Source organism: Pseudomonas sp. CFBP 8771 (genome assembly GCF_014841695.1).
GTDB classification, from domain to species: domain Bacteria; phylum Pseudomonadota; class Gammaproteobacteria; order Pseudomonadales; family Pseudomonadaceae; genus Aquipseudomonas; species Aquipseudomonas baltica.
Window position 1 is genome coordinate 213,608 of sequence record NZ_JACYUJ010000005.1, and the last position, 21,119, is coordinate 234,726.

A 21,119-nucleotide genomic window follows, 5' to 3' on the forward strand; every position below is an offset into this window, starting at 1 on the left:
CGTAACTTGGAGTTTAGGCAAGCGTTGCAGTTCCGCACGAAATGAGTAACTTGCAGCCTTGAGCGTCCAGCCCCGCTGCAGCTTGCACCGCCGCCACAGAAGCGCCCAGAATGACCGCATCTGCCCCGCCGAAGTAAGGATGCCCGATGCCCGATTCCGTAGCTGCCAGCCTGCGTCTTGCACCCGAGGCACTGACCCGCCCGTTTTCCGCTGAACAGTTCAACTTCACCACCACCAACGACCTGGAACCCTTCCGTGGCGTCCTGGGCCAGGAGCGCGCCGTCGAGGCCTTGCAGTTCGGCGTCGCCATGCCACGCCCCGGCTACAACGTATTCGTCATGGGCGAGCCCGGCACCGGCCGCTTCTCGTTCGTCAAACGCTACCTGAAAGCCGAGGGCAAGCGCCTGCAGACCCCGGCCGACTGGGTCTATGTGAACAACTTCGATGAGCCGCGCGAACCCCGCGCCCTCGAGCTGCCGCCCGGCAGTGCAGGTGCCTTCATCGGCGACATCGGGGGGCTCATCGACAATCTGCTGGCGACATTTCCAGCGGTGTTCGAGCATCCGTCCTACCAGCAGCGCAAGAGCGCCATCGACCGCGCCTTCAATCAGCGTTACGACCGCGCACTGGATGTGATCGAAAAACTCTCGCTGGAAAAAGACATCGCGTTGTACCGCGACAGCAGCAACATCGCCTTCACCCCGATGCTCGACGGCAAGGCCCTGGACGAAGCCGAGTTCGCCCAGTTGCCCGAAGTCGACCGCGAGCGCTTCCATACCGATATCTCCAATCTGGAAGAGCGCCTCAACGAGGAGCTGGCCAGCCTGCCGCAGTGGAAACGCGAGTCGAGCAACCAGTTGCGTCACCTGAACGAAGAAACCATCACCCTGGCCCTGCAGCCATTGCTCGCGCCGCTGTCGGAAAAATACGCCGAGAACGCTGCGGTGTGCGGTTACCTGCAGGCCATTCAGGTCAATTTGCTCAAGACCGTGGTCGAGCAGTTGGTCGATGACAGCAAGGCCGATGCCCAGGCCCGCAAGCTGCTGGAAGAGCAGTACAGCCCCAGCCTGGTGGTCGGCCATCACCAGAGCGGTGGCGCGCCGGTGGTGTTCGAACCACACCCGACCTACGACAACCTGTTCGGCCGGATCGAATACAGCACCGATCAGGGCGCGCTCTACACCACCTACAAGCAGTTGCGCCCCGGCGCCCTGCACCGGGCCAACGGTGGCTTCCTGATTCTGGAAGCCGAGAAGATGCTGGGCGAGCCCTTCGTCTGGGACGCGCTCAAGCGCGCCTTGCAATCGCGCAAGCTGAAGATGGAATCGCCACTGGGCGAGTTCGGTCGGTTGGCCACTGTCACGCTCACGCCACAGATGATTCCCCTGCAAGTCAAAGTCATCATCATCGGTGCTCGCCAGTTGTACTACGCGCTGCAGGATCACGATCCCGACTTCCAGGAGATGTTCCGCGTCCTGGTGGACTTCGACGAAGACATCCCTATGGTCGACGAGAGCCTGGAGCAGTTCGCCCAACTGCTGAAGACGCGTACCTCGGAGGAGGGCATGGCGCCGTTGACCGGTGACGCCGTCGCGCGCCTAGCCACCTACAGTGCGCGGCTGGCAGAAAACCAGGGGCGGCTGTCGGCCCGTATCGGCGACTTGTTCCAGCTGGTCAGCGAGGCGGACTTCATCCGCCACCTGGCCAACGAAGAACGTACCGACGCCGGCCACATCGAGCGCGCGCTCAAGGCCAAGGCCACGCGCACCGGCCGGGTTTCGGCGCGCATCCTCGACGACATGCTGGCGGGCATCATCCTGATCGACACCAGCGGCGCTGCGGTCGGCAAGTGCAACGGCCTGACGGTGCTGGAAGTGGGCGACTCGGCGTTCGGTGTGCCGGCGCGCATCTCGGCCACGGTGTATCCGGGCGGCAGCGGCATCGTCGACATCGAGCGCGAGGTCAACCTGGGTCAGCCGATCCACTCCAAGGGGGTGATGATTCTCACCGGCTACCTGGGCAGTCGCTATGCACAGGAATTTCCCCTGGCCATTTCCGCCAGCATCGCCCTGGAGCAATCCTACGGATACGTGGATGGCGACAGCGCGTCGCTGGGCGAGGCCTGCACCTTGATCTCGGCGCTCTCGAAAATGCCGCTCAAACAGTGCTTCGCGATCACCGGTTCCATCAACCAGTTCGGCGAAGTCCAGGCGGTGGGCGGGGTCAACGAGAAGATCGAGGGTTTCTTCCGCCTGTGCGAGGCCCGCGGCCTGACGGGCGAGCAGGGCGCGATCATTCCGCAGGCCAACGTCGCCACCTTGATGCTCGACGAAAAGGTCCTGCAGGCGGTCCGCGACGGCAAGTTCCATGTCTATGCGGTGCGCCAGGCGGACGAGGCATTGAGCCTGCTGGCCGGTGAGCCAGCCGGTGAACCCGACGAGAACGGCGCGTTTCCCGAGGGCAGCATCAATGCCCGCGTGGTAGAGCGGCTGCGGGTCATCGCGGAAATGATCAGTGAGGAAGACCTCAAGGAAGCCGAGAAAGAGCACGCGCTGGAAGAACTGGTCGAGGTCCGGCCAACGGTGTAGGTGTCCGAGGGGCCACCCAGCACGGGTCGGCCCCTCTGCGGCATCGTGCGGCGTCACCCGGCCAGGGTGCGCCGTCGATTTGCGGAAAACTGACCTCTGCAGGCGGCAGGCGGCTGCGACACACCGTCGCACGTCGTGCTTTGCCATGGCCGTGGCTATAATCGTCGCCAATTTCCACCACCCTGTGAGCCTCAATGGAACGCTTCATCGAAAAAACCATGTACGCCTCGCGCTGGTTGCTGGCGCCGATCTACGTTGGCCTGTCCCTTGGGTTGCTGGCGCTGGCCCTGAAATTCTTCCAGGAAATCTTCCACGTCCTTCCCAACATCTTTGCCATGGCCGAATCGGAAGTGATCCTGGTGCTGCTCTCGCTCATCGACATGGCGCTGGTTGGCGGCCTTCTGGTGATGGTGATGATCTCGGGCTACGAAAACTTCGTGTCGCAACTGGACATCGAAGAGGGCGTCGAGAAGCTCAGCTGGCTGGGCAAGATGGACTCGTCTTCGCTGAAGATGAAAGTTGCCGCTTCGATCGTGGCCATTTCGTCCATCCATCTGCTGCGGGTGTTCATGGATGCCAAGAACATCGAGCCGCAGTACCTGATGTGGTACGTGATCATCCACATGACCTTCGTCATTTCGGCGTTTGCCATGGGCTACCTGGACAAGCTGACCAAGCACTGATTGCACCTGTGGCACGGGCGCATACGGCCCGGCCTGCTGAAGTGCGGGCCTGCAGTGTGCTAGTCTGCTGGCCCTTTTATCCGGGCGCGCCCTTCATCCCCGCATGAAGATTGCGGCGCGGCCCCGCAGCGGAGCAGTGTTATGTCCGAAGTACAATTGTCGACCGACGAAACCCGCGTCAGCTATGGCATTGGCCGTCAACTGGGCGGCCAACTGCGCGACAACCCACCACCTGGCGTCAGCCTGGAAGCCATCCTGGTTGGCCTGACCGATGCGTTCCGTGGCCATGAAAGCCGTGTGAGTGAAGAAGAGCTGAACGCCAGCTTCAAGGTGATCCGCGACATCATGCAGGCCGAGCAGCAGGCCAAGGCCGAAGCTGCGGCCGGCGAAGGCAAGGCGTACCTGGCCGAAAATGCCAAGCGTGCCGAAATCACCAGCACCGCCAGCGGCTTGCAGTACGAAGTGTTGAGCACAGGCGAAGGCAGCAAGCCGGCCGGTGACAGCACCGTGCGCGTTCACTACCACGGTACCCTGACCGATGGCACCGTGTTCGACAGCTCCTACAACCGTGGCGAGCCGGCCGAATTCCCGGTCAACGGCGTGATCGCTGGCTGGACCGAAGCCCTGCAACTGATGCCTGCCGGCAGCAAGTGGCGTGTCCACGTACCGAGTGAACTGGCCTACGGCGCCCAGGGCGTCGGCAGCATCCCGCCGCACAGCGTGCTGGTGTTCGACGTCGAGCTGCTCGAAGTCCTGTAACCCGCCAGCGGAAACGCACTCCCTATAGCAGCGGCGCAAGCCGCGTCCGGCCTCACCGCGTGCGTCCAGAAACACCGCACCCACCGCCGACGCGGCTCGCGCCGCTGCTACAGGTGCCTGGCCTCCACCGACGACGCGGCTTGCGCCGCTGCTGCAGGGGGCCTGCATGCACTGCTGACGCGGCTCGCGCTGCTGCTGCGGGGAGTGCGGTATCTGTAGCAGCGGCGCAAGCCGCGTCCGGCTTCAGCGCGGTGTATCAGTGCAACTCCCCCATTGGCCGCAGTGCCCGTGCGTAGCAGAACAAAAACAGGTTGCGCACCACTTCCTTGAGCACTCCAGGTTCGCTCGAACTCAGGCCATGCAGGTCGAGGTCACCCTGGTCGCGTAGCTCATCCAGAGCATCCTCGCCAAGCACCGCACAGACTTCACCCGTCTCGCGATGCAGGATGCGCAGGTAGGGGTGTGGGCGGTCGAGCCAGGCGTCGATCAGATAGGTCATGGCAATTCTCCTTGAGGGCATTCAATGAGAATAATTCTTATTCATGTAATAGCAAGCGACTATTTGCCTTCCGCAGGCATTGCACCCTTGGAAGTCAGGCCGGGCGCCTCGCGACGGCCCGGACCGCTGGTCGGGCGACGCCTCAGACCTTGCGCACGAACTCGGACTTGAGCTTCATCGCGCCAATGCCGTCGATCTTGCAGTCGATGTCATGGTCGCCATCGCACAGGCGGATATTCTTGACCTTGGTGCCGACCTTGACCACCAGCGAGGAGCCTTTGACCTTGAGGTCCTTGATCACGGTAACGGTGTCGCCGTCGGCCAGGGCATTGCCCACCGAGTCCTTGATCGTCAAAGCATCGCCGTCGGTACTCTCGTCGCTCGTGGCCGACCACTCATGGCTGCATTCGGGACAGATCAGCTGAGTGCCGTCTTCGTAGGTGTATTCGCTGTTGCATTTGGGGCAGGGCGGCAGCGTGCTCACGAGATTCCTCGGGGGTAGGGAATAAAGGCGCGCAGTATATAGGGTTTTTGCCGCAAGAGCCCATCAGCGCCAGCTGCCATGCAAGGCGCGCTTTTATGGGGAGTATGGTTCTTGCCTGGGAGCAGGGCTGCTGTGGAAGTGGGCGCTGCCCGCGAGAGCTCACCGCTCACTCACCGTAGAATCAGACACGTGTGGGAGCGGGCGCTGCCCTCGAGAGCCCACCGCCCACCCACCGTAGAATCAGACACTTGTGAAAGCGGGCTCTGCCCGCGAGAGCCTACCGCTAACCCACCGTAGAATCGGACACTTGTGGGAGCGGGCTCTGCCCGCGAATGGCCCACCACCGAATCAGTGCGTACGCGCCACCGCAAATTCACTCAGCTCGACCAGGGCATCCCGGTATTGGCTGGCAGGCAGCGCCTCCAGCTGAGCAACGGCCTTGGCCACATAATCGCGTGCCAGCTGCGCGGTGTAATCCAGCGCGCCACAATCCTCGACCGCAGTGCGGATGCGTTCCAGATCCTCGATCCCGCCCTTCTGGATCGCCTGGCGGACCAGCGCTGCCTGCTCGGCGGTGCCTTCACGCATGGTATAGATCAGTGGCAAGGTCGGCTTGCCCTCGGCCAGATCGTCGCCCACGTTCTTGCCGAGGGTTTCGGCGTCGCCTCGATAATCGAGCAGATCGTCGACCAGCTGGAAAGCGACGCCCAGGTGATCACCGAACGTGCGCAGCGCTTCACACTGTTCGGGGCTGGCACCGGTGAGCGCCGCGGCGCTGTGTGCCGAGGCTTCGAAGAGCATCGCGGTCTTGCCGCGGATCACTTCCATGTAGATTTCTTCGGTGGTGCTGGCGTCCCGTACCTTGGACAGCTGCAGCACTTCGCCTTCGGCAATGATGCGCGTGGCGTGCGACAGGATCTTCATGACCGACATCGAGCCCAGCTCGACCATCATTTCGAACGAGCGCGAATAGAGGAAGTCGCCCACCAGCACGCTTGGAGCGTTGCCCCACTTGGCATTGGCGGTGGACCGACCACGGCGCATGCCGGACATGTCGACCACGTCGTCATGCAGCAGGGTCGAGGTGTGCAACAGCTCGATGGTGGCTGCCAGCAGACGCAGGTCGTCGCTTTGATGGCCCAATGCTTTGCCGGCGAGGAGCACCAGCAGCGGCCGCAGGCGCTTGCCCCCAGAGGAGGTGATGTAGTCGCTGATCGTCGATACCAACGGCACGCGCGAGGTCAGCTGCTGCTTGATGATCCCGTCGACGGCGCTGAAATCGTCCGCCACCGCGCGGTAGAAAGCTTGGGGTTGCATCAGCGAGAGTCGCTCCAGAAGGGTTGCGCGGCATGCTAGGACGCGGGTCGGGGTGTGTCAAGGCGCGTCCATGGCCCTGCGCGCCCGTGTGCAGGGCCGGCACGGCCCGGTATGGCCCGTGAAAGGCGTTCTGCCAGGTCCGCCAAGCCAATGAGGCGACTGGCGGCCTCTTGTCAGAGGTTCGCCGCTTGCGTACAATCGCGCACCCTGAACTTCCTGGGCAGCACCTGCCTTACGCAATTGCATTTGGGGCGTTCCAACCCATGCAGCCATGCCAGCCGACACTCTACTTATAAAGAGCTGGGTGAGCAGGATTATCGGAGAAATACCATGTCGTATGCAGTAATCGTTACCGGTGGCAAGCAATACAAGGTCGCCCCAGGTGAATACCTGAAGATCGAGAAACTGGAAATCGCCACCGGCGAATCCGTTACCTTTGATCGCGTTCTGTTGGTCGCCAATGGCGACGACGTGAACATCGGCGCTCCAGTGGTTGCCGGCGCTACCGTTGTGGCTGAAGTGATTTCCCAAGGTCGTCACGATAAAGTCCGCATCATCAAGTTCCGTCGTCGTAAGCACCACATGAAGCGCATGGGCCACCGCCAGTGGTACACCGAGATCAAAATCACCGGTATTCAGGCTTAATTTCAGCCTAATTCCTCACTAGGAGAATTGACTCATGGCACACAAAAAAGCTGGTGGTAGTACCCGTAACGGTCGCGACTCAGAAGCCAAACGCCTTGGCGTGAAGATGTATGGCGGCCAGGCTATCATCCCAGGCAACATCATCGTGCGTCAGCGCGGCACCCAGTTCCACGCTGGCTACGGCGTTGGCATGGGCAAGGATCACACCCTGTTCGCGAAAGTCGCAGGCGTGATCAAGTTCGAAGTAAAGGGCGCCTTCGGTCGTCGTTACGTGAGCGTTGTCGCAGCTTAATCGCGACGCCGCTGGAGAAGCCCTGTCTTGCGACGGGGCTTTTTCGTTTTTGGAGTGAGTCTCTTGCAAAGGTTTGCATGGGCTGTCGGTACGAGAGTCATTGACGGGTTTGCCGCGCTCATTTTCGCAAGAGCCTTACGTTTCAGTTTCATTAGCTCGTCCCTGCGGCGAGAGGCGTATTTTTCATGAAGTTTGTAGATGAAGTATCCATCCGCGTGAAAGCGGGTGACGGTGGCAACGGCTGCATGAGCTTTCGCCGCGAAAAATTCATTGAGAATGGCGGCCCCAACGGCGGCGACGGTGGCGATGGCGGCTCGATCTACATGATCGCCGACGAAAACCTCAACACTTTGGTCGACTATCGCTATACCCGCCACTTCGATGCCGAGCGCGGCGCCAACGGTGGTAGCACCGATTGCACCGGCAAGAAAGGTGAAGACATGGAGCTGCGCGTACCGGTAGGTACCACGGTGATCGATGCTTCCACGCAGGAAGTGATCGGTGACCTGGTCAAGGCCGGTCAGCGCCTGCTCGTCGCACACGGCGGCTGGCACGGTCTGGGCAACACCCGCTTCAAGTCCAGTACCAACCGCGCGCCGCGCCAGACCAGTCCGGGCAAGCCGGGTGAGCAGCGTGACCTCAAGCTGGAAATGAAAGTGCTGGCCGATGTTGGCTTGCTGGGCCTGCCCAATGCTGGCAAGAGCACCTTCATCCGCTCGGTCTCCGCGGCCAAGCCCAAGGTGGCGGACTACCCGTTCACCACATTGGTGCCGAATTTGGGTGTGGTCAGTGTCGATCGCTGGAAGAGCTTCGTGGTAGCCGACATTCCCGGTCTGATCGAGGGCGCTTCGCACGGTGCCGGCCTGGGTATCCGCTTCCTCAAGCACTTGGCGCGTACGCGCGTGCTGTTGCACCTGGTCGACATGGCGCCGCTGGATGAAACCAGTGCTGCCGATGCCGCCGAAGTGATCGTCAACGAACTGGTCAAGTTCAGTCCGTCGCTGGCCGAGCGCGAGCGCTGGCTGGTGCTCAACAAGTGCGACCAGATTCTGGAAGAAGAGCACGAAGAGCGGGTCAAGGAAATCGTCGACCGCCTGGAGTGGGAAGGTCCGGTCTACGTGATCTCGGCCATCGCCAAGGAAGGTACCGAGCGCCTGAGCCGCGACATCATGCGCTACCTTGAAGACCGTGCCGATCGCCTGGCCCGTGACCCGGCCTATGCCGATGAGCTGGCCGAGCTCGACCAGCGCATCGAAGACGAGGCTCGCGCGCAGCTGCAGGCCCTGGATGATCAGCGCGCACTGCGCCGTAGCGGCGTGAAGAGCGTCCACGACATCGGCGATGACGACGATTGGGAAGAAGAAGACGCCGAAGACGGCCCGGAAATCATCTACGTCCGCGACTAGTGCGTATGGGTGCAGGTCCCGCTTCTGTAGGAGCGGCCCGCGGCCGCGAAGGGCGCACCGCGGTGTGCCTGGCACTCCACGGTGTCTTCTTCGCAGCCGATGACCGCTCCCACAGTGATCTCCAGTGTTAAACTAAGCGCCGCTCACCATGAGCGGCGTTTTTGTTTTTCTACCGGGCAAAGGTTGGCAGATGATGCGGAGCAAGGTGACGGGTGCGCAGCGTTGGGTCGTGAAGATCGGCAGTGCGCTGCTGACCGCGGACGGCAAGGGTCTGGATCGCGCGGCGATGAGTGTCTGGGTCGAGCAGATGGTTGCTTTGCACAATGCCGGGGTCGAGCTGGTGCTGGTCTCTTCGGGGGCTGTAGCGGCCGGCATGAGTCGTCTTGGATGGGTCAAGCGCCCCAGTGGCATGCACGAGCTGCAGGCTGCCGCCGCCATCGGCCAGATGGGGTTGGTGCAGGCCTGGGAGTCTAGCTTTGCCGAGCATGGCCGGCACACTGCGCAGATCCTGCTGACCCACGACGATCTCTCCGATCGCAAACGCTACCTCAATGCGCGCAGTACCCTGCGGACCCTGGTCGAGCTGGGCGTGGTGCCGGTCATCAATGAAAACGATACCGTGGTCACCGACGAAATCCGCTTCGGCGACAACGACACCCTGGCGGCCCTGGTGGCCAACCTGGTGGAGGCGGACCTGCTGGTGATCCTCACCGATCGCGATGGCATGTTCGATGCCGATCCGCGCACCAACCCCGATGCACAATTGATCTTCGAAGCGCGTGCCGACGACCCATCGCTGGATGCGGTTGCCGGCGGTACCGGCGGCGCGCTGGGGCGTGGCGGCATGCAGACCAAGCTGCGCGCCGCACGCCTGGCGGCTCGCTCCGGGGCGCATACGGTGATCGTCGGTGGCCGTATCGAGCGCGTGCTCGATCGGCTCAAGGCCGGCGAGCGCCTGGGTACGCTGCTGTCGCCCGAGCGTGAAATGCTCGCCGCGCGCAAGCAATGGCTGGCCGGACACTTGCAGACCCGCGGCACCCTGGTGCTCGACGAAGGGGCCGTGCAAGCCTTGACCGGTGGCCACAAGAGCCTGCTGCCGGTAGGTGTGAAAGTGGTCCAGGGAAGTTTTCGGCGGGGTGAAATGGTGGTGTGCGTGGCGCCCGATGGTCGCGAGATCGCACGTGGCCTGGCCAACTACAGTGCGCTGGAAGCCCAGAAAATCATTGGTCAGTCGTCGGACGTTATCGAGCGCTTGCTGGGCTATATGGCCGAGCCCGAGCTGGTGCACCGCGACAACCTGATCCTCGTTTGATCCCTACAGGAACGTTTCCATGAAAGTGCTCAAAGCCCTCGCGGCTGCCATGTTGTGCCTGCCGATGCTGGCGAGTGCCGAGGAAATCGGCCAGGTGTCCACGGTGTTCAAGGTTGTTGGTCCCAACGATCGCATCGTCGTCGAGGCGTTCGATGATCCCAAGGTGCCAGGGGTGACCTGTTATCTGTCGCGCGCCAAGACGGGCGGAGTGAAGGGTGGCCTGGGCCTGGCGGAAGACCGTGCGGAAGCGTCCATCGCCTGCCGCCAGGTCGGGCCGATCCAGCTGCCGGGCAACTTGAAGGAGGGCGAGGAGGTGTTCAAGGAGCGCACCTCGCTGGTGTTCAAGACCATGCAGGTGGTCCGTTTCCACGACAAGAAGCGCAACGCCCTGGTGTATCTGGTCTACAGCGACCGCATGATCGAAGGCAGCCCGCAAAACGCCGTGACCGCCATCCCGATTCGCCCCTGGACCGAATAACCGCGTTGCACCCTTCGCGGCCGATGACCGCTCCTACGGAAGACATGCATGGCCCACCGTAGGAGCGGTCATCGGCCGCGAAAAGGGCGCCGCGGTGTGNATGGCCCACCGTAGGAGCGGTCATCGGCCGCGAAAAGGGCGCCGCGGTGTGTCAGGTAAGCCGCGTCGCACCCTTCGCGGCCACGGACCGCTCCTACGGAGGACATGCATAGCCCACCGTAGGAGCGGTCATCGGCCGCGAAAAAGGCACTGCGGTGTGTCAGGTAAGCCGCGTTGCACCCTTCGCGGCCGATGACCGCTCCTACGGAAGACATGCATGGCCCACCGTAGGAGCGGTCATCGGCCGTGAAAACGGCGCCTCGATACCGGCACATTCACACAGGCACAAAAAAGCCGACCCTGGGGTCGGCTTTTTCTACATCGTACAGCTGATCAGGCAGCAGCAGCCTGGTTCAGTGCTTTGATGTGGCCGTTCAGACGGCCCTTGTGGCGAGCAGCCTTGTTCTTGTGGATGATGCCTTTATCGGCCATACGGTCGATAACTGGCACGGCCAGAACGTAAGCAGCTTGTGCTTTTTCTGCGTCTTTTGCGTCGATGGCTTTGACTACATTCTTGATGTAGGTGCGAACCATGGAACGCAGGCTGGCGTTGTGGCTGCGACGCTTCTCAGCCTGTTTTGCACGTTTTTTGGCGGAAGGTGAGTTGGCCACCGTCGAGCTCCTCGAAAGACTTTTGAAATAGCAAACAAATAAGGCCGCGAATCATGCCCATCAACGAGTTGGTTGTCAAGGGTACGTGAGACGATCCGCTAAGTGGTTGGTCGGGTGTCGAAGTGATTCACTTCTGGCCCGCGACCTGTACACTCGCGAAGTTCTGGCTCTGCCTGCTGATGCGGCGCGGAGTATCGCACACCTGGGCCGGATATGGGCCTGCTCTTCGTCAACGGGCATGAAAAACTTTCGATGAACCTACTTAAATCCCTGGCCGCGGTCAGCTCCATCACCATGGTTTCGCGGGTGTTGGGCTTCGTCCGCGACACCATCATTGCGCGCATTTTCGGCGCCGGCATGGCCACCGATGCCTTCTTCATCGCTTTCAAGCTGCCCAACCTGCTGCGCCGGATCTTCGCCGAAGGCGCCTTCTCCCAAGCGTTCGTGCCCATTCTCGCCGAGTATAAGAGCCAGCAGGGCGAGGAGGCCACGCGTACCTTCATTGCCTACGTCGCCGGCCTGCTGACCCTCGCACTGGCGCTGGTGACGGTGGCCGGGATCCTCGCTGCGCCGTGGGTGATCTGGGCAACCGCTCCGGGTTTTGCCGATACCCCGGAGAAATTCGCGCTCACCAGCGATCTGTTGCGGGTGACCTTTCCTTATATATTGCTGATTTCGCTGTCGTCCTTCGTCGGTGCCATCCTCAACACCTACAACCGCTTCTCGGTTCCAGCTTTCACGCCCACGCTGCTGAACGTGTCGATGATCCTGTTTGCCCTGTTCCTCACGCCCTATTTCGATCCGCCGGTCATGGCGCTCGGCTGGGCCGTGCTGGCGGGTGGGTTGGCGCAATTGCTCTATCAACTGCCGCATCTGAAAAAGCTCGGCCTGCTGGTGCTGCCACGCCTGAGCCTGCGCGATACCGGTGCCCTGCGGGTGATGAAGCAGATGCTGCCGGCAATCCTCGGCGTATCGGTGAGCCAGATTTCGCTGATCATCAATACCGTCTTCGCCTCGTTCCTGGTGGCCGGCTCGGTGTCCTGGATGTACTACGCCGACCGCCTGATGGAGCTGCCGTCGGGGGTATTGGGCGTAGCCTTGGGCACGATCCTCCTGCCGACCCTGGCCAAGACCTACGCCAACAGGGACCGCCATGAATACTCGCGCATCCTCGACTGGGGGCTGCGCCTGTGTTTCGTGCTGGTCCTGCCGTGCGCGGTGGCCCTGGCGTTGCTCGCCGAGCCCTTGACCGTGGCCTTGTTCCAATATGGCAAGTTCACCGCGCTGGATGCGGCCATGACCCAGCGCGCGCTGATCGCCTATTCCATCGGCCTGCTGGGGATCATCCTGATCAAGGTGCTGGCGCCGGGCTTCTACGCCCAGCAGAACATTCGCACGCCGGTGAAGATCGCCATCTTCACCCTGGTGGCGACACAGGTCTTCAACCTGATGTTCATCAGCCATCTGCAGCACGCAGGCCTGGCGCTGGCCATCAGCCTGGGCGCCTGCCTGAACGCCGGGTTGCTGTACTGGAAGCTGCGTCAGCAGGACCTGTTCCAGCCGCAGCCGGGCTGGACCGCCTTTCTGTGCAAATTGGGCGTGGCCGTGCTGACCATGGCCGCTGCCTTGCTGGTGCTGCTGCAGTACATGCCGGCCTGGGCCGACGGGCAGATGCTCGAGCGCTTCCTGCGCCTGGGGCTGTTGGTGTTGACAGGCGTGCTAGTGTATTTCGGAATGTTGTTGGCCATGGGCTTCCGCCTCAAGGACTTCGCTCGCCGCGGGCTGGCGTGATCCTCGAGCGCACTGGTTGCCCTTGGCCGCGAGCGGTTTTATGCGTTAGCGAACATCCATGCACGCTGTTGCCTGTCGTCGACGCGTGGGTATGGTTATAATCGACCACTTTATGAGCAAGAAGCGCGTTATGCAGCTGGTTCGAGGCCTTCACAATCTGCGGCCCCAGCATCGGGGCTGCGCCGCCACCATTGGCAATTTCGACGGTGTCCATCGTGGCCACCAGGCTATTCTGGCCCGGCTGCGCGAGCGTGCCCGCGAGTTGGGCGTGCCCAGTTGTGTGGTCATCTTCGAGCCCCAGCCGCGCGAATACTTCAGCCCGCAGACCGCGCCGGCACGTCTGGCCCGGCTGCGCGACAAAGTGCAGCTGCTGGCTGCGGAACAGGTCGATCTGGTGCTGTGCCTGGCCTTCAACAAGCGCCTGAGCCAGCTCAGTGCGTCGGAGTTCGTCGACACCATCCTGATCGACGGCCTGGGCGTGAAACATCTGGAGGTTGGTGACGACTTCCGCTTCGGCTGCGACCGGGCAGGGGACTTCGATTTCCTGACCCAGGCCGGCAGCCTCCAGGGCTTTACCGTCGAGTCGGCGCAGACCGTCGAAATGGACGGCGTCCGCGTCAGCAGCACCCAGGTCCGCAAGGCTCTGGCTGCGGCCGACTTCGAACGTGCCGGGCAGTTGCTCGGCCGGCCCTTCTGCATCGAAGGAAGGGTTCTGCACGGGCAGAAGCTGGCCCGCCAACTGGGCTGGCCCACTGCCAATGTGCAACTCAAGCGCCGTCGCGCGCCGCTCACCGGGGTATACCTGGTCAGTGTCGACATCGACGGCAAGACCTGGCCAGGAGTCGCCAACATAGGCGTGCGGCCAACCGTTGCAGGTGATGGCAGTGCCCACCTGGAAGTGCATTTGCTGGACTTTGCCGGTGACCTCTATGGCCGGCATTTAACGGTGGCGTTCCACCACAAGCTGCGTGATGAGCAGCGTTTCGCCTCGCTTGAGGCGCTGAAGTCGGCGATCGATGCGGATGTCGCCGCCGCGCGTGCCCACTGGGCCAAGCCAACCGCTTAAATTGAAGAGCCTGAAATGACCGACTACAAAGCCACGCTAAACCTTCCGGACACCGCCTTCCCAATGAAGGCCGGCCTGCCCCAGCGCGAGCCGCAAACTCTGCAGCGCTGGGACAGCATTGGCCTGTACCAGAAGCTTCGCGAGATTGGCAAGGACCGTCCCAAGTTCGTCCTGCACGACGGCCCGCCCTATGCCAACGGCAATATCCACATCGGTCACGCGGTCAACAAGATCCTCAAGGACATGATCACCCGTTCCAAGACTCTGGCCGGCTTCGATGCGCCGTACGTGCCGGGATGGGACTGTCATGGCCTGCCGATCGAGCACAAGGTCGAAGTCACCCACGGCAAGAACCTGGGCGGCGACAAGACCCGCGAACTGTGCCGCGCCTATGCCAGCGAGCAGATCGAAGGGCAGAAGGCCGAGTTCATCCGTTTGGGCGTGCTGGGCGACTGGGCCAACCCGTACAAGACCATGAGCTTCCCCAACGAGGCCGGCGAGATCCGTGCGCTGGCCGAAATGGTCCGCAACGGCTTCGTGTTTAAGGGCCTCAAGCCGGTGAACTGGTGCTTCGATTGCGGCTCGGCCCTGGCCGAGGCCGAGGTCGAGTACGCCGACAAGAAGTCGCCGACCATCGACGTCGCTTTCCCGATCGCCGACCAGCAGGCCCTGGCCGACGCCTTCGGCCTGCCCGGCCTGGAGAAGCCGGCCAGCATCGTGATCTGGACCACCACCCCGTGGACCATCCCGGCCAACCAGGCGCTCAACGTCCATCCAGAATTCACCTACGCCCTGGTCGACGTCGGTGATCGCCTGCTGGTGCTCGCCGAAGAACTGGTCGAGAGCTGCCTGGCGCGCTACAGCCTGCAAGGTACGGTGCTCGCCACTACCGTGGGTGCCAAGCTCGAGCTGATCAACTTCCGACATCCGTTCTATGACCGCCTGTCGCCGGTGTACCTGGCCGACTACGTCGAACTGGGCGCGGGCACCGGTGTGGTTCACTGCTCGCCTGCCTATGGCGTGGACGACTTCAACATCTGCAAGCAGTACGGCCTGACCAACGACGACATCATCGGCCCGGTGCAGAGCAATGGCGTGTATGTCGAATCGCTGCCGTTCTTCGGCGGCCAGTTCATCTTCAAGGCCAACCCGAACATCGTCGACAAGCTGACCGAAGTCGGTGCGTTGATGCACACCGAAGTGGTCAGTCACAGCTACATGCACTGCTGGCGGCACAAGACCCCGCTGATCTACCGCGCCACCGCGCAGTGGTTCGTCGGCATGGACAAGCCACCTGTCGAAGGCGACACCCTGCGCGAGCGCGCGGTGAAAGCCATCGAGGAAACCAAGTTCGTCCCGGCCTGGGGCCAGGCGCGCCTGCACTCGATGATCGCCAACCGTCCCGACTGGTGCATCTCGCGCCAGCGCAACTGGGGCGTGCCGATTCCGTTCTTCCTCGACAAGGCCACCGGTGAGCTGCACCCACGCACCGTCGAGCTGATGGAAGAGGTGGCCAAGCGCGTCGAAGTCGAAGGCATCGAAGCCTGGTTCAAGATGGACGCCGCCGAGCTGCTGGGCGATGACGCCGCCAACTACGACAAGATCAGCGACACGCTGGACGTCTGGTTCGACTCGGGCACCACCCACTGGCACGTGCTGCGCGGCTCGCACCCGATGGGCCACGAAAGCGGCCCGCGTGCCGACCTGTACCTGGAAGGTTCGGACCAGCACCGCGGCTGGTTCCACTCTTCGCTGCTGACCGGCTGCGCCATCGACAACCATGCGCCATATCGCGAGCTGCTGACCCACGGTTTCACCGTGGACGAGAACGGCCGCAAGATGTCCAAGTCGCTGGGCAACGTCATCGCCCCGCAGAAGGTCAACGACACCCTGGGTGCCGACATCATGCGGCTGTGGGTTTCGGCCACCGACTATTCGGGCGAAATGGCCGTGTCGGACACCATCCTGCAACGCAGTGCCGACGCCTACCGTCGCATCCGCAACACGGCGCGCTTCCTGCTCTCCAACCTCAGCGGCTTCAACCCGGCCACCGACCTGCTGCCGGCCGATCAGATGATCGCCCTTGACCGTTGGGCCGTTGACCGGGCGCTGCTGCTGCAACGCGAGCTGGAAGAGCACTACGGCGAATACCGCTTCTGGAACGTCTACTCCAAGGTGCACAACTTCTGCGTGCAGGAGCTGGGTGGCTTCTATCTGGACATCATCAAGGATCGCCAGTACACCACCGGGGCCAACAGCGTTGCCCGGCGCTCCTGCCAGACCGCGCTGTACCACATCAGCGAGGCGCTGGTGCGTTGGATCGCGCCGATCCTGGCGTTCACCGCCGACGAGCTGTGGCAGTACCTGCCGGGCGAGCGCAACGAATCGGTGATGCTCAACACCTGGTACCAGGGCCTGAGCGAGTTGCCCGAGGGCTTCGAGCTGGATCGCGCCTACTGGGAACGCGTGATGGCGGTGAAGACCGCAGTCAACAAGGAAATGGAAAACCTGCGCGCCGCCAAGGCCATCGGCGGCAACCTGCAGGCCGAAGTGACCCTGTACAGCGAAGACGCGCTGAACACCGACCTGGCCAAGCTGGGCAACGAGCTGCGCTTCGTGCTGATCACCTCGGGTGCCACCTTGGCACCATTCGCCCAGGCTCCGGCCGATGCGGTGGTCACCGAGGTCGCCGGACTGAAGCTCAAGGTGGTCAAGTCGAGTGGTGTGAAGTGCGCGCGTTGCTGGCACTTCCGTGACGACGTAGGCGTGGACCCCGAGCATCCGGAAATCTGTGGGCGCTGCGTCGACAACATCAGCGGTGATGGCGAGGTGCGCCACTATGCCTGATTCGTCGGCGTCCTTCGGTCGCTACGGCCACTTGAAGTGGCTGTGGCTCAGCGTGTTGGTGATGGTGCTGGACCAGGCCACCAAGTTCTATTTCGACGGCACCCTGCAGATGTACGAGCAGATCGTGGTCATTCCCGACCTGCTCAGCTGGACCCTGGCCTACAACACCGGCGCCGCCTTCAGCTTCCTGGCCGACAGTGGCGGCTGGCAGCGCTGGCTGTTCACCCTGATCGCCGTGGTGGTCAGCGTGGTGCTGGTGGTCTGGCTCAAGCGCCTGGGGCGCAGCGACACCTGGCTGGCGATAGCGCTGGCCCTGGTGCTGGGCGGCGCGGTCGGCAACCTGTTCGACCGTGTCGTGCTCGGCCATGTGGTCGACTTCATTCTGGTGCATTGGCAGGATCGCTGGCGGTTCCCGGCGTTCAACCTGGCCGACAGCGCCATCACCGTCGGTGCGATCATGCTGGCGTTGGATATGTTCAAGAGCAAGAAAACCGGAGAAGCGGTGAATGACTGAGCAGCGCATCAGGGAAAACACTGAAGTGACCTTGCACTTCGCCCTGCACCTGGAAAACGGCGACACCGTCGACAGTACGTTCGACAAGTCGCCAGCGACCTTCAAGGTCGGCGATGGCAACCTGTTGCCGGGTTTCGAAGCCGCCTTGTTCGGCTTCAAGGCCGGCGACCGACGGACCGTGAAGGTGCTGCCGGAAAACGCTTTCGGCCAGCCCAATCCGCAGAACGTGCAAGTCATGCCGGCCTCGCAGTTCGCGAACATGGAGCTGTCCGAAGGGTTGCTGGTGATCTTCAACGACGCGGCCAACACCGAGCTTCCGGGCGTGGTGAAAGCATTCGACGACAACGAAGTGACGGTAGACTTCAACCACCCGTTGGCAGGCAAGACCCTGACCTTCGAGGTGGAAATTCTTTCGGTCACCGCCCTTTAAGGGCACCGAGGCAAGCATGCAAATCAAACTCGCCAATCCCCGTGGCTTCTGCGCGGGTGTGGACCGAGCGATCGAGATCGTCAACCGCGCCCTGGAAGTCTTCGGCGCACCGATCTATGTCCGCCACGAAGTGGTGCACAACAAGTTCGTGGTCGAAGACCTGCGCAATCGCGGCGCTATCTTCGTCGACGAACTCGACCAGGTGCCTGACGACGTCATCGTCATCTTCAGTGCCCACGGCGTTTCCCAGGCCGTGCGCCAGGAAGCGGCCGGGCGCGGCCTGAAGGTGTTCGATGCAACCTGCCCGCTGGTCACCAAGGTGCACATCGAGGTGGCTCGCTACAGCCGCGACGGCCGCGAGTGCATTCTCATCGGCCACGCCGGGCATCCGGAAGTCGAAGGAACCATGGGGCAGTACGATGCCAGCAACGGTGGCGCCATCTACCTCGTCGAAGACGAGAAAGACGTTGCCAACCTGAACGTGATCAACCCTGAAAACCTTGCCTTCGTGACCCAGACGACCTTGTCGATGGATGACACCAGCCGGGTCATCGACGCGTTGCGCGCGCGCTTCCCCGCCATTGGCGGGCCGCGCAAGGACGACATCTGCTACGCCACGCAAAACCGCCAGGACGCCGTCAAGATCCTGGCCGACGAGTGTGACGTGGTACTGGTAGTGGGCAGCCCGAACAGCTCCAACTCCAACCGGCTGCGCGAGCTGGCCGAGCGCATGGCCACCCCGGCGTACCTGATCGACGGCGCGCAGGACATGCAGCAAGGCTGGTTCGACGGCGTGCAGCGCATTGGCATTACCGCTGGTGCCTCGGCGCCCGAGGTGCTGGTGCGCGGTGTCATCGAGCAACTGCACGCCTGGGGTGCGACCGGCGCCGACGAGTTGATCGGTCGGCCGGAGAACATCACGTTCTCGATGCCCAAGGAATTGCGGGTGAAGACGATCGGTTAGCGCGGTTTGCCGCACCAGTCGGCAGACTGCGGATCTGGAAGATCAGTGATTCGGACCCTGCCGACCCAGTCGATCACGACGCGCCAACGTAACCGTGCGCGCTTCGGATCGCAAAAAAACAGAGACCCGGCATTTGACTCCCCTTTGACGCCGGCAGGTGCGCCGAAACTATCGAAGCGCACCTCGTGGCGTACCCACTTATTGCCGATGACAGGCACCTTGCCATCGAGGATATGGGTATTGAGGTGCGTACCTCTGGCGGTGCTCAGACCTCGAATATCCAGCAGTGTGACCCAGCCCCAACCCCAGCCCCGGTGGAACCCCCTTACCACCACAGGCGTCTGCCGCAGGATCGCTTCCGACCGGGCCATGCGCAATGTGAAAGCAAGTTCCTGCGCCACCACTTTTCGCCGCTGCTCCTGCAGAAACTCATGCAGGGCTGGCATGGCAATCGCAGCCAGTATCGCGACCACCGCCAGCACCACCACCAGCTCCACTAACGTAACTCCTTTACTGTACATGCCAACCCTCCCTGGGTTTCCCTGCAATAGGCGCTGATCCCTCTAGAACAACCGTATATCCTGTGCGCGCACCGAACCGCGCGAGCGCTGGTTTATAGTCGATGCTCTTGGGGGAGGCGTCCAATGCGGCATGGTTACAAGGGGTTTACGCTGGTCGAGCTGATGGTGACCATCGCAGTGCTGGCCATACTGGTGACCATAGGAATCCCGTCGTTTGTCGGCCTGATCAACAACACCAAGGCTGACACCGAGTCGACAGATTTGTACCGCGCCCTCAACTATGCGCGCCTCGAGGCGATAAACCGGGGAGCGAGCATACGTGTCACGCCCTCGGTCGCGAACGACTGGACCAGCCGCCTCGATATTCAAGTCGTCAATGCTGGCGTCGTGACCAACCCGGTGTTACGCGTGATTGCAGACATGTCTGCGTCAGCTGTAGTGAAACCCAACAACATTGCCAACATCGAGTACAACAATTTGGGCGCACTGGCCAATCCCGTCACGGCAGTCGCGTTTTCCTACACGCAGGGTACCTACACCAAGGCCATCGGTGTGTGCCTCAACGGGCGCGTGATACTGGGGGGCACCTGTCCATGAGCATGCGCAGGGGGCAAGCAGGGGTCAGCCTGATCGAGGTCCTGGTTTCGCTGCTGATCATGGGGATCGGCCTGCTCGGGGCAGCAGCGTTGCAGCTCAACGCCCTGAAGTTCACCGACAGCTCGGCGCTCACCAGCCAGGCCAGTTTCATTGCCTATGACATGATGGACCGCATTCGTGCCAACCCCGACGCCAACTACGTGCTGGCCAACCTCGATGCGGCACCCGCGGGCAACGCAAGCGACGTCCGAGCCCAGGATCTCGCCGACTTCGCCGCCAATGCCAAGGCCATCGGCGGGGTCAGCGCGGGTAGCAGCATCGCCGTAAATAACCGCGTCGTTACCATCACCTTGCAGTGGAGTGACGCGCGTGCGACTAACGCAGCCAACGTTTCCAACGTTCAAAGCGTCGGCGATGGCCTGCAGAGCTTCACGCTGACCAGTCGCGTGGCCATCGACAAGGGGATCAAATGAGACGCTCGTCCCGAGGTATCGGCCTGATCGAACTGATGGTCGCCATGACCCTGGGCCTGGTCATCGTGTTGGGCGTCACGCAAATATTTCTCACGGCGAAGAATACTTACCAGAGCCAGAACGCTGCGGCGGGCATTCAGGAAGATGGACGCTTTCTGATGAGCAAGATGGCCCAGGAAATTCGCATGACAGGGTTTTTTGGCTGCCAAGCCAATCCGCTCGACAGCACGCTTACCAAAGACTTCACCGCCGCGTACGCCTCGCCGATCACTATTACCCGCGGCACTAACAACAGCGTGATTCTCACGTTGATCACTGCCGACGTGGGCAATAACGGCGCCAATGCCGACTGGAACATTCTTACTGACTGCCGCAGTTTTTCAACAGCCTACTTACCGGCAGCCATGCCTGCCGCACTGGCTGGTCAGCAGGTCATTCCGATACGTCGGGTCGTCTATACCTTTGCCAACAATCAAGTGTTGGCGGGTAGTTTAGCCAACAGCCAAAGCCCGTTGATCAGCAACGTGCTGGCTTTTGACGTGACTTTCGGCGTGGCCTCATCCGCGGCTAACATCAATGCCAGCAGCTACGTTGCCACGCCTACCAACTTCGACTTGATCCGCAGTGTGCGCATCAGTTTGCAGCTCGCCGACCAGGCGGCTGCACCCAATACCCGCGCGCAAACCCGGACTTTCAACACCGTGATTGCCTTACGCAATCGGCTGCTGTGATGAGGACTCAA

The 21,119-nt window shown here is 62.1% G+C and carries 22 protein-coding genes; 17 read left to right on the plus strand and 5 right to left on the minus strand.

The window, feature by feature from the left end; translation table 11 throughout:
• Positions 1-146: 146 nt before the first annotated feature.
• The 3 genes from IFT80_RS13250 to IFT80_RS13260 all read left to right on the plus strand — a co-directional run bounded on the left by IFT80_RS13250 (position 147) and on the right by IFT80_RS13260 (position 4,030).
• Positions 147-2,588, plus strand: coding sequence for a Lon protease family protein (locus tag IFT80_RS13250; protein ID WP_185795204.1), 2,442 nt, complete (start codon positions 147-149; stop codon positions 2,586-2,588).
• Between the two features lie 194 nt (positions 2,589-2,782).
• Positions 2,783-3,271: a TIGR00645 family protein gene (locus tag IFT80_RS13255; protein WP_043192796.1), complete on the plus strand. Its 489-nt coding sequence runs from the start codon at positions 2,783-2,785 to the stop codon at positions 3,269-3,271.
• A gap of 141 nt (positions 3,272-3,412) precedes the next feature.
• On the plus strand, positions 3,413-4,030 hold the full coding sequence (locus tag IFT80_RS13260; protein WP_192137701.1) for an FKBP-type peptidyl-prolyl cis-trans isomerase: 618 nt from the start codon (positions 3,413-3,415) through the stop codon (positions 4,028-4,030).
• A gap of 256 nt (positions 4,031-4,286) precedes the next feature.
• On the opposite strand, the gene IFT80_RS13265 is transcribed toward IFT80_RS13260, so the two are convergent.
• The 3 genes from IFT80_RS13265 to IFT80_RS13275 all read right to left on the minus strand — a co-directional run bounded on the left by IFT80_RS13265 (position 4,287) and on the right by IFT80_RS13275 (position 6,330).
• Positions 4,287-4,529 (minus strand): PA4570 family protein, encoded by a 243-nt coding sequence (locus tag IFT80_RS13265; protein ID WP_122475338.1) that lies wholly within the window; start codon positions 4,527-4,529, stop codon positions 4,287-4,289.
• Between the two features lie 142 nt (positions 4,530-4,671).
• A complete protein-coding gene (locus IFT80_RS13270; RefSeq protein WP_192137702.1) occupies positions 4,672-5,013 on the minus strand; it encodes a zinc ribbon domain-containing protein YjdM in 342 nt (113 codons plus the stop codon).
• A 348-nt stretch (positions 5,014-5,361) separates the two neighbouring features.
• Positions 5,362-6,330: a polyprenyl synthetase family protein gene (locus tag IFT80_RS13275; protein WP_192137703.1), complete on the minus strand. Its 969-nt coding sequence runs from the start codon at positions 6,328-6,330 to the stop codon at positions 5,362-5,364.
• 330 nt (positions 6,331-6,660) lie between these two features.
• Here IFT80_RS13275 and rplU point away from each other — a divergent pair, with 330 nt between their 5' ends.
• From rplU to IFT80_RS13300, 5 genes are all read left to right on the plus strand, one after another.
• Complete coding sequence (gene rplU / locus IFT80_RS13280) at positions 6,661-6,975, plus strand: 50S ribosomal protein L21 (RefSeq protein WP_003176051.1); 315 nt, start codon at positions 6,661-6,663, stop codon at positions 6,973-6,975.
• A 34-nt stretch (positions 6,976-7,009) separates the two neighbouring features.
• A complete protein-coding gene (gene rpmA, locus IFT80_RS13285) occupies positions 7,010-7,267 on the plus strand; it encodes a 50S ribosomal protein L27 (protein WP_008371588.1) in 258 nt (85 codons plus the stop codon).
• A gap of 185 nt (positions 7,268-7,452) precedes the next feature.
• Entirely contained in the window at positions 7,453-8,673 is a 1,221-nt protein-coding gene (cgtA, locus tag IFT80_RS13290) for an Obg family GTPase CgtA (protein ID WP_043192803.1), read from the plus strand.
• A 193-nt stretch (positions 8,674-8,866) separates the two neighbouring features.
• A complete protein-coding gene (proB, locus tag IFT80_RS13295; protein WP_122475717.1) occupies positions 8,867-9,985 on the plus strand; it encodes a glutamate 5-kinase in 1,119 nt (372 codons plus the stop codon).
• 19 nt (positions 9,986-10,004) lie between these two features.
• Positions 10,005-10,463 (plus strand): CreA family protein, encoded by a 459-nt coding sequence (locus IFT80_RS13300; protein ID WP_122475332.1) that lies wholly within the window; start codon positions 10,005-10,007, stop codon positions 10,461-10,463.
• A 432-nt stretch (positions 10,464-10,895) separates the two neighbouring features.
• Here the strand turns inward: IFT80_RS13300 and rpsT are convergent, their stop codons facing one another.
• Positions 10,896-11,174, minus strand: coding sequence for a 30S ribosomal protein S20 (rpsT, locus tag IFT80_RS13305; RefSeq protein ID WP_043192805.1), 279 nt, complete (start codon positions 11,172-11,174; stop codon positions 10,896-10,898).
• A 252-nt stretch (positions 11,175-11,426) separates the two neighbouring features.
• Here rpsT and murJ point away from each other — a divergent pair, with 252 nt between their 5' ends.
• From murJ to ispH, 6 genes are all read left to right on the plus strand, one after another.
• Positions 11,427-12,965, plus strand: coding sequence for a murein biosynthesis integral membrane protein MurJ (murJ, locus tag IFT80_RS13310; protein ID WP_192137704.1), 1,539 nt, complete (start codon positions 11,427-11,429; stop codon positions 12,963-12,965).
• 130 nt (positions 12,966-13,095) lie between these two features.
• A complete protein-coding gene (gene ribF / locus IFT80_RS13315; protein ID WP_122475330.1) occupies positions 13,096-14,031 on the plus strand; it encodes a bifunctional riboflavin kinase/FAD synthetase in 936 nt (311 codons plus the stop codon).
• Between the two features lie 15 nt (positions 14,032-14,046).
• Positions 14,047-16,878 (plus strand): isoleucine--tRNA ligase, encoded by a 2,832-nt coding sequence (gene ileS / locus IFT80_RS13320; RefSeq protein WP_122475329.1) that lies wholly within the window; start codon positions 14,047-14,049, stop codon positions 16,876-16,878.
• A complete protein-coding gene (gene lspA, locus IFT80_RS13325) occupies positions 16,871-17,392 on the plus strand; it encodes a signal peptidase II (protein ID WP_122475327.1) in 522 nt (173 codons plus the stop codon). Before ileS ends, lspA begins: the two co-directional genes overlap by 8 nt.
• Positions 17,385-17,822 (plus strand): FKBP-type peptidyl-prolyl cis-trans isomerase, encoded by a 438-nt coding sequence (gene fkpB / locus IFT80_RS13330; RefSeq protein WP_122475325.1) that lies wholly within the window; start codon positions 17,385-17,387, stop codon positions 17,820-17,822. The genes lspA and fkpB overlap by 8 nt, the downstream gene beginning before the upstream one ends.
• 16 nt (positions 17,823-17,838) lie before the next feature.
• The gene (gene ispH, locus IFT80_RS13335; RefSeq protein ID WP_185795209.1) at positions 17,839-18,786 is read left to right on the plus strand and encodes a 4-hydroxy-3-methylbut-2-enyl diphosphate reductase; all 948 of its coding nucleotides are present in this window, start codon (positions 17,839-17,841) and stop codon (positions 18,784-18,786) included.
• Here the strand turns inward: ispH and IFT80_RS13340 are convergent.
• The gene (locus IFT80_RS13340) at positions 18,783-19,307 is read right to left on the minus strand and encodes a GspH/FimT family protein (RefSeq protein ID WP_185795210.1); all 525 of its coding nucleotides are present in this window, start codon (positions 19,305-19,307) and stop codon (positions 18,783-18,785) included. The two genes, ispH and IFT80_RS13340, sit on opposite strands and share 4 nt — an antisense overlap.
• A gap of 123 nt (positions 19,308-19,430) precedes the next feature.
• On the opposite strand from IFT80_RS13340, the gene IFT80_RS13345 reads away from it, so the two are divergent.
• The 3 genes from IFT80_RS13345 to IFT80_RS13355 are packed head-to-tail and all read left to right on the plus strand — an operon-like array spanning position 19,431 to position 21,108.
• Entirely contained in the window at positions 19,431-19,904 is a 474-nt protein-coding gene (locus IFT80_RS13345; RefSeq protein WP_185795211.1) for a GspH/FimT family pseudopilin, read from the plus strand.
• Positions 19,901-20,377: a type IV pilus modification protein PilV gene (gene pilV / locus IFT80_RS13350; RefSeq protein ID WP_192054759.1), complete on the plus strand. Its 477-nt coding sequence runs from the start codon at positions 19,901-19,903 to the stop codon at positions 20,375-20,377. The genes IFT80_RS13345 and pilV overlap by 4 nt, the downstream gene beginning before the upstream one ends.
• On the plus strand, positions 20,374-21,108 hold the full coding sequence (locus IFT80_RS13355) for a PilW family protein (protein ID WP_185795213.1): 735 nt from the start codon (positions 20,374-20,376) through the stop codon (positions 21,106-21,108). The genes pilV and IFT80_RS13355 overlap by 4 nt, the downstream gene beginning before the upstream one ends.
• Positions 21,109-21,119 lie beyond the last annotated feature (11 nt).

Coding starts and splice junctions, on each gene's coding strand:
- IFT80_RS13345 (WP_185795211.1), top strand. CDS start 19,431: ATGCGGCATGGTTACAAGGGGTTTACGCTGGTCGAGCTGATGGTGACC.
- proB (WP_122475717.1), top strand. CDS start 8,867: ATGCGGAGCAAGGTGACGGGTGCGCAGCGTTGGGTCGTGAAGATCGGC.
- IFT80_RS13265 (WP_122475338.1), bottom strand. CDS start 4,529: ATGACCTATCTGATCGACGCCTGGCTCGACCGCCCACACCCCTACCTG.
- rpmA (WP_008371588.1), top strand. CDS start 7,010: ATGGCACACAAAAAAGCTGGTGGTAGTACCCGTAACGGTCGCGACTCA.
- lspA (WP_122475327.1), top strand. CDS start 16,871: ATGCCTGATTCGTCGGCGTCCTTCGGTCGCTACGGCCACTTGAAGTGG.
- IFT80_RS13275 (WP_192137703.1), bottom strand. CDS start 6,330: ATGCAACCCCAAGCTTTCTACCGCGCGGTGGCGGACGATTTCAGCGCC.
- IFT80_RS13255 (WP_043192796.1), top strand. CDS start 2,783: ATGGAACGCTTCATCGAAAAAACCATGTACGCCTCGCGCTGGTTGCTG.
- ispH (WP_185795209.1), top strand. CDS start 17,839: ATGCAAATCAAACTCGCCAATCCCCGTGGCTTCTGCGCGGGTGTGGAC.
- IFT80_RS13260 (WP_192137701.1), top strand. CDS start 3,413: ATGTCCGAAGTACAATTGTCGACCGACGAAACCCGCGTCAGCTATGGC.
- ribF (WP_122475330.1), top strand. CDS start 13,096: ATGCAGCTGGTTCGAGGCCTTCACAATCTGCGGCCCCAGCATCGGGGC.
- rplU (WP_003176051.1), top strand. CDS start 6,661: ATGTCGTATGCAGTAATCGTTACCGGTGGCAAGCAATACAAGGTCGCC.
- ileS (WP_122475329.1), top strand. CDS start 14,047: ATGACCGACTACAAAGCCACGCTAAACCTTCCGGACACCGCCTTCCCA.
- fkpB (WP_122475325.1), top strand. CDS start 17,385: ATGACTGAGCAGCGCATCAGGGAAAACACTGAAGTGACCTTGCACTTC.
- murJ (WP_192137704.1), top strand. CDS start 11,427: ATGAACCTACTTAAATCCCTGGCCGCGGTCAGCTCCATCACCATGGTT.
- IFT80_RS13250 (WP_185795204.1), top strand. CDS start 147: ATGCCCGATTCCGTAGCTGCCAGCCTGCGTCTTGCACCCGAGGCACTG.
- IFT80_RS13300 (WP_122475332.1), top strand. CDS start 10,005: ATGAAAGTGCTCAAAGCCCTCGCGGCTGCCATGTTGTGCCTGCCGATG.
- IFT80_RS13355 (WP_185795213.1), top strand. CDS start 20,374: ATGAGACGCTCGTCCCGAGGTATCGGCCTGATCGAACTGATGGTCGCC.
- pilV (WP_192054759.1), top strand. CDS start 19,901: ATGAGCATGCGCAGGGGGCAAGCAGGGGTCAGCCTGATCGAGGTCCTG.
- cgtA (WP_043192803.1), top strand. CDS start 7,453: ATGAAGTTTGTAGATGAAGTATCCATCCGCGTGAAAGCGGGTGACGGT.
- IFT80_RS13340 (WP_185795210.1), bottom strand. CDS start 19,307: ATGTACAGTAAAGGAGTTACGTTAGTGGAGCTGGTGGTGGTGCTGGCG.